8 protein-coding genes are annotated in these 13,332 nt (G+C 67.3%); 4 read left to right on the forward strand and 4 right to left on the reverse strand.

Annotation, left to right across the window (positions count from 1 at the left end; all coding sequences use genetic code 11):
• Nucleotides 1–43: 43 nt before the first annotated feature.
• Together mfd and ROV95_RS16095 are read left to right on the forward strand one after the other, a co-directional pair.
• The gene (gene mfd, locus ROV95_RS16090) at nt 44–3,508 is read left to right on the forward strand and encodes a transcription-repair coupling factor (RefSeq protein WP_180876009.1); all 3,465 of its coding nucleotides are present in this window, start codon (nt 44–46) and stop codon (nt 3,506–3,508) included.
• A gap of 48 nt (nt 3,509–3,556) precedes the next feature.
• Nucleotides 3,557–4,174, forward strand: coding sequence for an HD domain-containing phosphohydrolase (locus ROV95_RS16095; RefSeq protein ID WP_058983344.1), 618 nt, complete (start codon nt 3,557–3,559; stop codon nt 4,172–4,174).
• Between the two features lie 211 nt (nt 4,175–4,385).
• On the opposite strand, the gene ROV95_RS16100 is transcribed toward ROV95_RS16095, so the two are convergent.
• Nucleotides 4,386–6,479, reverse strand: a complete 2,094-nt coding sequence (locus ROV95_RS16100; protein WP_312545299.1) for a M13 family metallopeptidase — start codon at nt 6,477–6,479, stop codon at nt 4,386–4,388.
• Between the two features lie 209 nt (nt 6,480–6,688).
• The gene (gene gpmA, locus ROV95_RS16105; protein ID WP_019659181.1) at nt 6,689–7,438 is read right to left on the reverse strand and encodes a 2,3-diphosphoglycerate-dependent phosphoglycerate mutase; all 750 of its coding nucleotides are present in this window, start codon (nt 7,436–7,438) and stop codon (nt 6,689–6,691) included.
• Between the two features lie 93 nt (nt 7,439–7,531).
• Here gpmA and nfi point away from each other — a divergent pair, with 93 nt between their 5' ends.
• Nucleotides 7,532–8,206, forward strand: a complete 675-nt coding sequence (nfi, locus tag ROV95_RS16110) for a deoxyribonuclease V (RefSeq protein ID WP_312545301.1) — start codon at nt 7,532–7,534, stop codon at nt 8,204–8,206.
• A 38-nt stretch (nt 8,207–8,244) separates the two neighbouring features.
• Here nfi and ROV95_RS16115 read toward each other — a convergent pair whose 3' ends face one another.
• Nucleotides 8,245–9,225 carry a cation diffusion facilitator family transporter gene (locus tag ROV95_RS16115; RefSeq protein WP_312545303.1) on the reverse strand — a complete coding sequence of 327 codons (981 nt, stop codon included), beginning with the start codon at nt 9,223–9,225 and terminating at the stop codon, nt 8,245–8,247.
• A 140-nt stretch (nt 9,226–9,365) separates the two neighbouring features.
• Nucleotides 9,366–11,615 (reverse strand): TonB-dependent siderophore receptor, encoded by a 2,250-nt coding sequence (locus tag ROV95_RS16120; protein WP_312545304.1) that lies wholly within the window; start codon nt 11,613–11,615, stop codon nt 9,366–9,368.
• A gap of 286 nt (nt 11,616–11,901) precedes the next feature.
• On the opposite strand from ROV95_RS16120, the gene ROV95_RS16125 reads away from it, so the two are divergent.
• Nucleotides 11,902–13,317, forward strand: coding sequence for a GGDEF domain-containing protein (locus ROV95_RS16125; RefSeq protein ID WP_134730274.1), 1,416 nt, complete (start codon nt 11,902–11,904; stop codon nt 13,315–13,317).
• Nucleotides 13,318–13,332 lie beyond the last annotated feature (15 nt).

A 13,332-nucleotide genomic window follows, 5' to 3' on the forward strand; every position in this document is an offset into this window, starting at 1 on the left:
CGATCATGGGCCCGGCAGGGGCTTCTGCTAAAATCCGGAGTCCATGTCGCGTACCTCATACCCCGCCCCGCCGCTGCCGCGTGCCGGCCAGCTCCGCGCCTGGTGGCGCGCCCCCGCCTCGCCGACCGCCCTGGCCTGGTACCTGGCCCAGGCCGCGCGCGCGCACGACGCCCCGCTGCTGGTGATCGCCCGTGACAACCACGGTGCCAACCAGCTTGAAGCCGACCTGCAGACCCTGCTTGGCGGCGACCCGGCCCTGCCGGTGGTCGCCTTCCCTGACTGGGAAACCCTGCCCTACGACCGCTTCAGCCCGCATCCGGACATCATCTCGCAGCGCTTGGCTGCCCTGCACCGCCTGCCCACGCTGAAGCGTGGCCTGGTGATCGTGCCGGTGCAGACCCTGCTGCAGCAGCTGGCCCCGCGCAGCTATGTGATCGGTGGCAGCTTCGACCTGAAGGTCGGCCAGCGCCTGGACCTGGAGGCCGAGAAGCGCCGCCTGGAAAGCGCCGGCTACCGCAACGTGCCGCAGGTCATGGACCCGGGCGACTTCGCCGTGCGCGGCGGCCTGCTGGACGTGTTCCCGATGGGCGCCGACGAGCCGCTGCGGGTAGAACTACTGGACGAGGACATCGACTCGATCCGTGCCTTCGATCCGGAAAGCCAGCGTTCGCTGGACAAGGTCGAGGCGGTGCACATGCTGCCCGGCCGCGAAGTGCCGATGGACGAGGCCAGCATCGCACGCGTGCTGGCCACGCTGCGCGAGCGTTTCGATGTGGATACCCGGCGCAGTTCGCTGTACCAGGATCTGAAGTCCGGGCTGGCCCCGGCCGGCGTCGAGTACTACCTGCCGCTGTTCTTCGAGCGCACCGCGACCCTGTTCGACTACCTGCCCAGCGGCAGCCTGCCGGTGGTCTGTGCCGGTGCCGGCGAAGCCGCCGAGGCGTTCTGGGCGCAGACCGGCGAGCGTTATGAGCAGCGCCGCCACGATGTGGAACGGCCGCTGCTGCCGCCGTCGGCGCTGTACCTGTCGCCGGAGCTGCTGCGCGAGCGCCTGAACGATGCCCCGCGCATCGAGGTATGGGCCGCCGACCACGCACGCATCGCCGACGCGCACGCGCTGGGCGACCAGCCGCTGCCCCCGCTGCCGGTGGCCGCGCGCGAAGCCCCCGCCGGCGATGCGCTGAAATCCTTCCTCGGCCATTATCCGGGCCGGGTACTGATCGCCGCCGATTCACCCGGCCGCCGCGAGGCGCTGCTGGAAGTGCTGCAGGCCGCCGAGCTGAAGCCGCCGGTGGTGGCCGACCTGCCCAGCTTCCTCGCCGACGACGCGCGCTTCGCGATCGCGGTGGCACCGCTGGAGGATGGCTTCGCGCTGGACGATCCGCGCATCGCGGTGCTGACCGAGCGCCAGCTGTTCCCCGAGCGCGCCGGCAGCACCCGGCGCACGCGCCGTGCCGGCCGCGAGCCGGAAGCGATCATCCGCGACCTCGGTGAACTGACCGAGGGCGCGCCGATCGTGCACGAGGATCATGGCGTCGGCCGCTATCGTGGCCTGATCGCGATGGACGTCGGCGGCATGCCCGGCGAGTTCCTCGAAATCGAATATGCCAAGGGCGACCGCCTGTATGTGCCGGTCGCCCAGCTGCACCTGATCAGCCGCTATTCCGGTGCGTCGGCGGAAACCGCGCCGCTGCATTCGCTCGGTGGCGAGCAGTGGAGCAAGGCCAAGCGCAAGGCCGCCGAGAAAGTACGCGACGTTGCTGCCGAGCTGCTGGAGATCCAGGCCCGCCGCCAAGCGCGTGCCGGCCTGGCACTGCAGGTCGACCGCGCGATGTACGAGCCGTTCGCGGCCGGTTTCCCGTTCGAGGAGACCCCGGACCAGCTGGCCGCGATCGATGCGACCCTGCGCGACCTGGCCAGCAGCCAGCCGATGGACCGCGTGGTCTGCGGCGACGTCGGCTTCGGCAAGACCGAGGTGGCGGTGCGCGCCGCGTTCGCCGCCGCCAGTGCCGGCAAGCAGGTGGCCGTGCTGGTGCCGACCACGCTGCTGGCCGAACAGCACTACCGCAACTTCCGCGACCGCTTCGCCGATTACCCGTTGAAGGTCGAGGTGCTGTCGCGCTTCAAGACCAGCAAGGAAATCAAGGCCGAACTGGAAAAGGTCGCTGCCGGCACCATCGACGTCATCGTCGGCACCCATCGCCTGCTGCAGCCGGACGTGAAGTTCAAGGACCTGGGCATGGTCATCGTCGACGAGGAGCAGCGATTCGGCGTGCGCCAGAAGGAGGCGCTGAAGGCGCTGCGCGCCAACGTGCACCTGCTGACGCTGACCGCCACGCCGATCCCGCGCACGCTCAACATGGCCATGGCCGGCCTGCGCGACCTGTCGATCATCGCCACGCCGCCGCCGAACCGGCTGGCGGTGCAGACCTTCATCACCCAGTGGGACAACGCGCTGCTGCGCGAAGCCTTCCAGCGCGAGCTCGCGCGCGGTGGCCAGCTGTACTTCCTGCACAACGACGTGGAGAGCATCGGCCGCATGCAGCGCGAGCTGTCCGAGCTGGTGCCGGAGGCACGCATCGGCATCGCCCACGGGCAGATGCCCGAGCGCGAACTGGAAAAGGTGATGCTGGATTTCCAGAAGCAGCGTTTCAACGTGCTGCTGTCGACCACGATCATCGAATCGGGCATCGACATCCCCAACGCCAACACCATCATCATCAACCGTGCCGACCGTTTCGGCCTGGCCCAGCTGCACCAGCTGCGCGGCCGCGTCGGTCGTTCGCACCACCGTGCCTACGCCTACCTGATCACCCCCGACCGTCGCGCGATCACACCCGACGCCGAGAAGCGCCTGGAAGCGATCGCCTCGATGGACGAGCTGGGCGCCGGCTTCACCCTGGCCACCCACGATCTGGAAATCCGCGGCGCCGGTGAACTGCTTGGCGAGGACCAGAGCGGGCAGATGGCCGAGGTCGGCTTCAGCCTCTATACCGAGCTGCTGGAACGCGCGGTACGCAGCATCAAGCAGGGCAAGTTGCCCGACCTGGATGCCGGTGAAGAAGTGCGCGGTGCCGAGGTCGAGCTGCATGTGCCGGCGCTGATCCCGGAAGACTACCTGCCGGACGTGCACACGCGCCTGACCCTGTACAAGCGTATTTCCAGCGCGCGCGACACCGATGCGCTGCGCGAGCTGCAGGTGGAGATGATCGACCGCTTCGGCCTGCTGCCGGATGCGGCCAAGCACCTGTTCGCCATCGCCGAGCTGAAGCTCAAGGCCAACACGCTGGGCATCCGCAAGCTGGACCTGGGCGAGAACGGTGGCCGCATCGTGTTCGAGTCCAAGCCGAACATCGACCCGATGGCGGTGATCCAGCTGATCCAGAAACAACCGAACCTCTACGCCATGGAAGGGCCCGACAAGCTGCGCATCAAGCACCCGCTGCCGTTGCCGGAAGACCGCTTCAATGCGGCCCGCGCCCTTCTGACCACCCTCGCCCCGGGTTGATCGCCCCCCCCCGAACACCCCGCACCGGTCCCCACCCGGTGCGGGCGGATGACCATGCTCCCTGACGCCGTACCCGCCCCCGACCTGCTGCACGCGCAGTCCTGCCTGATCGATGCGCTCTCGATGTCGCTGCAGATGCGCGACGCCTACACCCGCCACCACTGCGACCGCGTCGGCCTGCTCGCGCAGTGCCTGGCCGCGCACTGCGACCTGGGTCAGGAGGCCTGTGCACAGGTCGGCCTGGCCGCGCGCTTCCATGACATCGGCAAGATCGGCATTCCCGACGAGGTGCTGCTGGCCCCGCGCCGCCATACCGACGAGGAACGCGCGATCATGCGTGAGCATCCGGTGCGCGGCGAACACATCTTCCTGGCGACCGGTCGCAGTGACGCCGCGCCGGTCGCGCAGCTGATCCGTGCCCATCACGAGGCGTTCGATGGGAGCGGCTATCCCGACGGGCTACGCGGTGAAACCATTCCCCTGGGCGCGCGCATCGTCACCATCGTCGATGCCTACGATGCGATGACCAGCGTACGCCCGTATCGCGACGCAATGGAGCACGAAACCGCCTTGCGGATCATCGAAGCGCAGTCCGGCGGGCTGGTGGACCCCTACGTGCTGCAGCGCTTCCATCGCATGCTGGCGCGGGAACCTGCGCTGGCGTAGCTGCCCGCCGCCGGGCATGAACTGACGCGCCCGCCGACGCACCTGTAGAGTCGACCGTTGGTCGACTGCTCTTCGTCCAGACCGCGAAAATCCCGCGCTGCGCGCGATAGTCGACCAGCGGTCGACTCTACCGATCCGGCGCCACCGGGTCGGTAAACAAAAGGCCCGGCATTCGCCGGGCCTTTCGCATCACGCAGTCACGGGTAATCGATTACCAGATCACCACGCGCTTGTCGTCGGCACGCACCATCGCGTCGCCGGCCTTGCACTGGAATGCAGCGGCATAGGACGGCATGTTCGACGGTGCGCCGTTGGCACGGAAGCTGGCCGGGGCGTGCGGATCGGTGTTCAGGCGGACGCGCAGCTCACCATCGGTGAAATTGCGGCGCCACACCGTGGCCCAGTTCATGAAGAAGCGCTGGTCCTGGCTGTGGCCATCGACCTCGACATTCGCCTTCGGGTCTTCCTTCAGCGCCATCTGCAGCGCGTCATAGGCCACGGTCAGGCCGCCCAGGTCGCCGATGTTCTCGCCCAGGGTCAGCTTGCCCTTCACGTTCATCCCCGGCACCGCTTCATAGCCGTCGAACTGCGCGACCAGCTGGTCGGTACGCTCGGTGAAGGCCTTGCGGTCGGCGTCGGTCCACCAGTTGTCGAAGTTGCCGTTGGCGGCGAACTGGCTGCCCGAGTCGTCGTAGCCGTGCATCATCTCGTGGCCGATGACCGCACCGATGCCGCCGTAGTTCAGCGCCGGATCCGCCTTGGCGTCGAAGAACGGCGCCTGCAGGATCGCTGCCGGGAACACGATCTCGTTCTTGGTGGCGTTGTAGTACGCGTTGACGGTCTGCGGGGTCATGCCCCATTCGGTCTTGTCCACCGGCTTGCCGATCTTGTCCAGCATGTAGCGGTAGTTGAACGCACGCGCCGCCTGCATGTTGCCCAGGTAGCTGTCGCCGTTGGTCTGCAGGCCCGACCAGTCACGCCACTTGTCCGGGTAGCCGATCTTCGGGGTGAAGCTGGCCCACTTCTCCAGTGCCTTCTTCCTGGTTTCTTCGCCCATCCACGGCAGTTGTTCCAGGCGCGCCTTCAGCGCCTGCGACAGGTTTTCCACCAGGTGCTGCATGGCCACCTTCGACTCGGCCGGGAACACGGCGTCGACGTACAGCTGGCCCAGGGCCTCACCCATGCCACCGTTGACCGACTCCAGCACGCGCTTCCAGCGCGGCTGCATTTCCTTCTGGCCACGCAGGGTGGTGCCGTAGAAATCGAAGTTGGCCTTCTCGAACTGGCTGCTCAGGTACGGCGAGGCATCGTCGATGGTGTGGAAGCGCAGGTAGGCCTGCCAGGTGCTGGCCGGCACATCGGCGAGCATCTTGTCCATTTCACCGAAGAAGCCCGGCTGCGCCAGCGAGAACTTCTGTGCGGCCGGCACCTTCAGGGTGTCGAACAGCGCGGTCCAGCTGAAGTTCGGGGTCAGCCTGTCGGCATCTGCGGCGCTGAGCGGGTTGTAGCGCTTGGCCGGGTCACGCATTTCGATGCGCGACATCGAGGCCTTGGCCAGGCGGGTTTCGAAGGCCATCACGGCCTTGGCCTGCTCGGCGGCCTGCGCCGCGTCCACACCGGACAGGGTCAGCACCTGTGCGATGTAGGCCACGTAGGCGTCGCGGATCTTGGCCTGCGCATCGTCGAAGTAGTAGCCCTTCTCCGGCAGGCCCAGGCCGCCCTGGCCGACGTAGGCGATGACGTTGGCCGAATCCTTGTAGTCGGCATTGGCGAACAGCGAGAACAGCACGCCCTTGCCCTCGGCCTGGCTGTCGCGCAGGTACTGGGTGATGGCAGCGGTGTCGTTCAGTGCAGTGATCTTGTCCAGCTGCGGCTGCAGCGGCGCCAGGCCGGCGGCTTCGATCTTGGCTTCGTCGTTGCCGGTCTTCCAGATATCACCGATCTTGGCTTCCACCGAACCGGCCTTGGCCTGGCTGGCGGCGGCCTGCTGGACCAGCGCGTGCTGCACTTCCAGCGAGCGCTCGCGCAGGATCTCGAAGCTGCCCCAGGTGGTCTGATCGCCCGGCACCGGGTTGGCCTTCAGCCACTTGCTGTTGACGAAGCCATTGAGGTCGGTACAGGCGGAGATGGCCGGATCCAGATCGGCGCTGTTGAGCGAGATCAGCGGCGTCTTGATCTGCGACAGGTCGAAGGCCGGCTTGGCGTCGGCACTGGCCGCCGGAGCGGTTTCGTTCTTGCCACAGGCGGCCAGCGAGGCAGCGATGGCGATGGTCAGGCCCAGCGGGACCAGGTTGCGGACGTTCATGAGGCTCTCCTGCGGGTAATTTCACAGGGTAGCCGGGGGCGTGAGGTTGGGGACCGGCCAAAGGTCACAGAGCGTCCTTCTGTAGAGTCGAGCCATGCTCGACTGCTCTCCGTTGCGGGTTCATGCTTCGTGCGGCAAAAGCCCAAAGCAGCCGAGCGTGGGCTCGGCTCTACAAAAGCGAAGGCCGGCTTGCGCCGGCCTTCTGCTTCTTATTTCGCCTTGCCCTGGTTGGCCACGGCTTCGGCGGCCTTGCGCGCCGCTTCCGGGTCGCCCAGGTAGCGGAACGACTGCACGGTCAGGTCATCGTTCAGTTCGAACAGCAGCGGGATGCCGGTCGGGATGTTCAGCTCGAGGATTTCCTCGCGCGAGACATTGTTGAGGTACTTGTACAGCGCGCGCAGCGAGTTGCCGTGGGCGGTGACCAGCACGGTCTTGCCGTCCTTCAGCTGCGGGGCGATGGCGTCGTGCCAGTACGGCAGCACGCGATCCAGGGTGGTGGCCAGCGACTCGGTGCCCGGCAGCGCGTTGCGGTCCAGACCGGCGTAACGGCGGTCATGGATCGGGTGGCCCGGATCTTCCAGTTCCATCGGCGGCGGCGGGATGTCGTACGAACGACGCCACACCTTGACCTGCTCCTCGCCGTGCTTGGCCGCGGTCTCGGCCTTGTCCAGGCCCTGCAGGCCGCCGTAGTGGCGCTCATTGAGGCGCCAGGACTTGTTCACCGGCAGCCAGTCCTGCTCCAGCTCGGCCAGCGCACCCTGCAGGGTGTGGATGGCGCGCTTCAGTACGGAGGTATGGGCGACGTCGAACTGCAGGCCTTCCTCGCGCATCAGGCGACCGGCGGCGGCCGCTTCGCGACGCCCCTGCTCGGTCAGGTCAACATCGACCCAACCGGTGAAGCGGTTGTCCAGGTTCCACTGGCTCTGGCCATGGCGCAACAGTACGAGTCTACGGGTCACTGCAGGGTCTCCAACGCGAGGATAGGCAGGCCGCCATTGTAGCCCGGCCGCCGCTCACCGGGCCGTGGCGCCGCCCGTGCGATGCTGTGACCCATGAATACGGTGATCGATCCCGGGCGCTGGGAAGGCAGCGTCGCTGCCGCCCGTGCGCAGCAGCTGCAACTGGCGGGCTGCGTGGAGCGCCAGGACCGCCTGCCACGCAGCGTGCGCTGGCTGGCCGGGATGGATGTCGGCTTCGAAGACAACGGCGCCATCACCCGCGCCGCGGCGGTACTGCTGGATGCAAAGACGCTGCAGCCCGTGGCGCAGGAGATCGCGCGGGTTCCCACACTGATGCCCTATATCCCGGGCCTGCTCAGCTTTCGCGAGCTGCCGGCATTGCTGGCCGCACTGGCACTGCTGCCACGAACGCCGGACCTGGTGTTCGTCGATGGCCACGGCATCAGCCATCCGCGCCGGCTTGGCGTCGCCGCGCATCTTGGCGTGGTCACCGATCTGCCGAGCATCGGCGTGGCGAAATCGAAACTGGTGGGAAGGTTCGTCGAACCGGGCGCCGAAGCTGGTGCGCATACACCGCTGCTGGATGGCGACGAGCAACTGGGCTGGGTGCTGCGCAGCAAGGTGCGCTGCAAGCCGCTGTTCGTGGCCGGTGGCCATCGGGTCAGTGCCGACACCGCGCTGGGCTGGGTGCAGCACACCCTGCGTGGCTATCGGCTTCCGGAGCCAACCCGGCTGGCGGATCGGCTGGCCTCGCGACGCGACGAATGACCGCACCGGGCACTCCCCGGTGCGGCCTTCATTTTCATTCAACGATGCACGTGGCCACGATGGCCCTGCGCGTCCTCGCCATGGTCGTGGCCCTCGTGGCCCTCGTGTCCGCCGCCCTTGGCCGGCGCCGGCCCGCCACAGGCTTCGCCACAATGGTCCGCTTCAATCTGCAGTGTCACGTGCTCGATACCGAAGTCATCATGCAGGCGACCGCCCAGCTCGCGGCGCAATGCATCGGCGTCGGTGCCGTCGCGCATCACGATGTGTGCGGTCAGCGCCGGCGTGCTCGAGGCCAGCGCCCACACGTGCAGGTCATGCACATCCAGCACTGCAGCATGGCCGGACAGGCTGTCGCGCACCTTCGCAACATCCGTGCCCTTGGGCACGCCTTCCAGCAGCACGTTGATCGCCTCACGCATCAGCACGTAGGTCCGCGGCAGCACCCACAGGCCGAGCAGCACCGCCAGGATCGGGTCGATCGGCTTCCATCCGGTCCACTTGATCAACAATGCGCCCGCAATCACTGCCACCGAGCCGAGCATGTCGGCCCACACTTCCAGGTAGGCGCCCTTCACGTTGAGGCTCTCGCCACTGCCCGCCTGCAGCAGGCGCATCGAGATCAGGTTGATGACCAGGCCCGCCGCAGCAATCACCAGCATGCCGGAGGAGGCGATCTCCTGCGGCTGGCGGAAACGGCCGACCGCCTCCCACAGGATGTAGGCGGCGACCACGAACAGCATGGCACCGTTGATCATCGCGCCCAACGCTTCCAGCCGTGCATAGCCGTAGGTGCGGCGCGCATCCGGCGGGCGCCGGCTCAGCCGCACCGCGACCAGCGCGATCATCAGCGCCAGCGCATCGGTGGCCATGTGTGCGGCGTCGGACAGCAGCGCCAGGCTGTTGGTCCAGAACGCGCCCACCACTTCGACGACGAGGAAGGTGGTGGTCAGGCCGAGTGCCCACCACAGGGGTTTCTCGTGGCGGATCTGGGATGGCAGGTGGTCGTGGTCGTGGCCCATGGCAACAGCTCCTTTGCGATGCGGTGCAGGCTACGCGGTGCCGGCGGGGGAGACTATTACGATGTTTATAACATTGCAGGCCACCCGAGCCCTCGCCGGGCATGGCCCGGCGAGGGCTGCAGACCGACGACCGCCTGCGGTCAGAAGCCGAAGCGCAGGCTGGCCCAGTATGCGCGGCCCGGCTCGTTGTAGGTCGCCGCCCCGGCATCGCTGCTGTTGGCCTCGCGGAACAAGCGCTTGTCGGCCAGATTGTTCACTCCGAAACCGAAGCTGACCGTCTCGGTCACCTTGTAGCGCGCGCTCACGCCCCAGATGTTGTACGCGCCACGATCCTGCAGCGCGATCGATGCATCGCAGCTGCCAGTGCAGCGCGGGTCGTTGTTGATGTTGGTCGTGGCCGGTTCCTGCCTGCCGTAGAAGGTGCCGGTCAGCAACACGGACAGCCTGTCGGTGGCCTGCCAGTCCAGCATGGTGTTGATCGTGTACTTCGGAATCACCGACAGCGGCTGATGCGTGGTCTTGTTCTCGTTCTCCACCATGTAGGTGAAGTTGTTGCTCCACTTCAGGCGGTTGCCCTGCTCGCCCAGCAGCGGAATGACCAGGTTGCCTTCCAGCCCCTGCACGATCGCCTTCGGCGCGTTCTCCCAGCGGAAGATGCGGCCCTTGGTGTCGGCGGTCAGCCCGATCTGGGTGTATCCGGCCTGGATCTTGTCCTTGTAATCGTTGTGGAAGTAGGTCAACGACGCCTGCCAGCCGCTCTGCGGTGCCCACTCGATGCCCAGTTCCTTGTTCAGGCTGGTTTCCGCCTTCAGGTCCGCGTTGCCGCGCATGTAGCAACCGGCGCCCAGGCTCGGCAGCGCATTGGGGCAGCCGTTGCCGCGGGTGTAGTAGAGATAGTCCGGATTCGACTGGTACAGGTTCGGCGCCTTGAACGCGCGGGCAATGCCGCCCTTCACCACCCAGTCGCTGTTGATGCGGAACTGCGCATTGAGGCTGGGGCTGGTGTTGTTGCCGAACTGGCTGTGGTGGTCGAAGCGCAGGCCCGGGGTAACGATCCAGCGCTCGCCCAGGTAGATGTTGTCTTCCACGAACGCCGCCGTGGTCTGCGCGTCGGCCTTGCCCCGCGCACGGTCGGCCGACAACCCTGGAATACCGCCGCCGCTGCTGCTGGACTGGCTCATCGAATACGGATCGGTCAGGCGGCTGTCCAGGTATTCAAAGCCGAGCGTCCAGATGTTCTCTGCGCCGCCCAGCGCGGTCGGGAAGCTCACTTCGCCATCCAGCTGGTAGTTGCGCAGGCGCGAGGTAGACCAGTCGGTGCCGTTGAAGCTGCCTTCCGGGCCACCGGCCAGGCCTTCATTGATGCGCGAGTTGTTGACCGCCTCGACTGCGGCCGTCACCCGCGAAGTGACATCACCCCAACGGCCGCGGTGGGTGACCGCACCGGTGTTGCGGTACATGCGGTTGGTCTCCGCTTCGCCCTCGGCCAGTGCCGCCAGATCGACGCCGGTCGAGGTACCGGTGGTGCTGACGGCGCGGTCGCCGGCGTAGATGTTGCCCTGGCGGCTGGTGCCGGCTTCGAACTCCACCACCTGGTTGGCGGTCACGTCCCAGCGCAGCAGCGCGTTGACGTCGCGGTTCTTGACACCCTCGCGGCCGGCTGGCGGCACCGCGTTCGGATTCGTCGCGTACCGGCGATTGAGGTCCAGCGAATCGGCGTCGGTCCTGTTGAGATTGCCGTACATGCGGAACGACAGGGTATCGGTCATCGGCCCGCTGAGCTGCAGGCCGACGCGCTCGCTGCCCCCTTCGGCACTGTGCTCGGGCACCAACCCAAACAGGTCGACCGCACCGGTCAGATCGCCGGTCGGGTGCTTGGTGATGATGTTGACCACGCCGCCGGAAGCACCGGAGCCGTAGCGTGCCGCCGCCGGGCCGCGCAGCACTTCGATGCGCTCGATCATTTCCGCCGGCACCCAGTTGGTATCGCCGCGGGTATTGCGCTCGCCGCTGCGCCCCATGCGCACGGCATCACGGGCACCGACGCGCTTGCCGTCGACCAGGATAAGGGTGTTTTCCGGGCCCATGCCACGCAGGTCGATCTGGCGGTTGTTGCCGTACTGGCCCGAGGCGCTGTTGCCGGTCAGGTTGACGCCCGGCATGGTGCGCAGCAGTTCGGCGATGTCGTTGGCCGGCGGGCGCCTGGCGATGTCCTCGGCGGTGATGGTCGAGGTACCCAGCGCCTGGCGCGCGATCTGCGAGGCGGTGACGTGCACCGTGTCGATATCGGTGGCGTCGGTCTCGGCCCGGGCGGCCAGGGCGCTGCCCGCCAGCAGGGCGGCAACGGCAAGCGCCAGCGGGCGCGGCGAAAGGACAACGGCAGGAGACATGATCTGGACCTTCTGGCAGGGCAACGGGGCCTCTGGCAAAGGGCTTGAGGCAACGACGAGGGGGAGGCGGAGCGTCGCTGCAGTCGCCTGCGGCCCGATCCGTGCGTACATTCTCTCATCAATGCGAGTGATTCTCAAATGCGTTCACTCATTGCCGCAGTGGCGCCGATGTGCTTTGCGCACCGTGCAACGCTGCACCGCGCGTAAACTGGCCGGCTAACCCGCCATCAACCGCACGCCGCCACGGCCGATACCCGTGGTTTGTCGTACGCAGTCAGAGATCGACGTGGAAACACCGCAACTGGACGATGCCAGCCAGCCGCTGGCCGAAGCCTGGCAGCACTGCCTGCAACAGGCTGGCCCTGCCGCCACCGCGCTGCTCAAGGCCGCTGCCACCGATGCCCCAGCCGTGCTGGCACAGCGCTTTTACGAAGTGCTGCTGCAGGACGGGCGTGCACGCCGCTTCCTGTCCCACGACCAGGTCAAGCAGCGCCTGCAGCCGGCCATGCAGCGCTGGCTGGTGCAACTGCTGACCACTGATCGCGACAGGATCGCCAGTGCCGTGGCCTCGCAACGGGTGATCGGCGATGTGCATGCCCGGGTCGGCATTCCGGTCGACCTGGTCACCCGCGGCGCGCGCGTGCTCAAGCACGAGCTGTTCGTGCGCCTGCGCGACGACGCACCCGACAGTGCCACCGCGTTCGCCGCCATCGACTGCCTCAGCGCGATCATGGACATCGCCATGGAGGGCATGACCCTGGCCTACACCCATGCGCGCGAACGATCCACCCGTGCCGATGCGGCCTACCGGTTGTTCTCGCTGGTGCAGAACGTCAGCACCGAGCGCGAGCGCCAGCGCGCCCTGCTGCTGGACTGGGAAAACGCACTCCTGTACGCACTGGCCGGCCACGTGCAGGCCGGCGAAAGCGCCAGCCTGGCGACCTCGGAATTCGGCCTGTGGTTCACCCACAAGGGCATCCCCAGCTTCGGCGAGAGCAGCGAAACCCAGCAGGTCGGCCAGCTGATGGCCCGCATCGACGGGAACCTGCAACAGGCAAGCAACGATGTCCCGGCGCAGCGGCTGGCGGTGCTGCCGGCCATCCGCGAGGATCTGGCCGCCATCCGCACCCTGATGACCCTGCTGTTCGAGCGCATCGGCGAACTGGATGCCGGCAGCGATGCGCTGACCAACCTGCTCAACCGCCGCTTCCTGCCGACCGTGCTGCGCCGGGAAATCGAGCTGGCCACGCGCAACGGCACGCCGTTCTCGCTGCTGCTGCTCGACCTGGATCACTTCAAGGCGATCAACGACGGCCACGGCCACGATGCCGGCGACCGCGCGTTGCAGCACGTGGCCGGCCTGCTCGGCCAACTCACGCGGGGCAGCGACTACCTGTTCCGCTATGGCGGTGAAGAATTCGTGGTGGTGCTGGTGGCCGCCAGCGAGTCACAGGCCTCGGTGATCGCCGAGAGCCTGCGCCGGCAGATCGCACAATCACCGGTAGCACTAGCCAATGGCCAGGTGCTGGAGCTGACCGCCAGCATCGGCGTGGCCGGTCACGATGGTCATCCGGACTACGAACGGTTGATGGCACGTGCCGACGCGGCGATGTACGAGGCCAAGCGCAGCGGCCGCAACCGCGTGGTGGTGGCCAGCGCGGACCTGCAGGAAGCCCCGGGGCGGCGTGCACTGCAGCGATGACGACAGGACAGGTAG

The organism is Stenotrophomonas maltophilia group sp. msm1, assembly GCF_032025805.1.
Classification (GTDB): Bacteria; Pseudomonadota; Gammaproteobacteria; order Xanthomonadales; family Xanthomonadaceae; genus Stenotrophomonas; species Stenotrophomonas hibiscicola.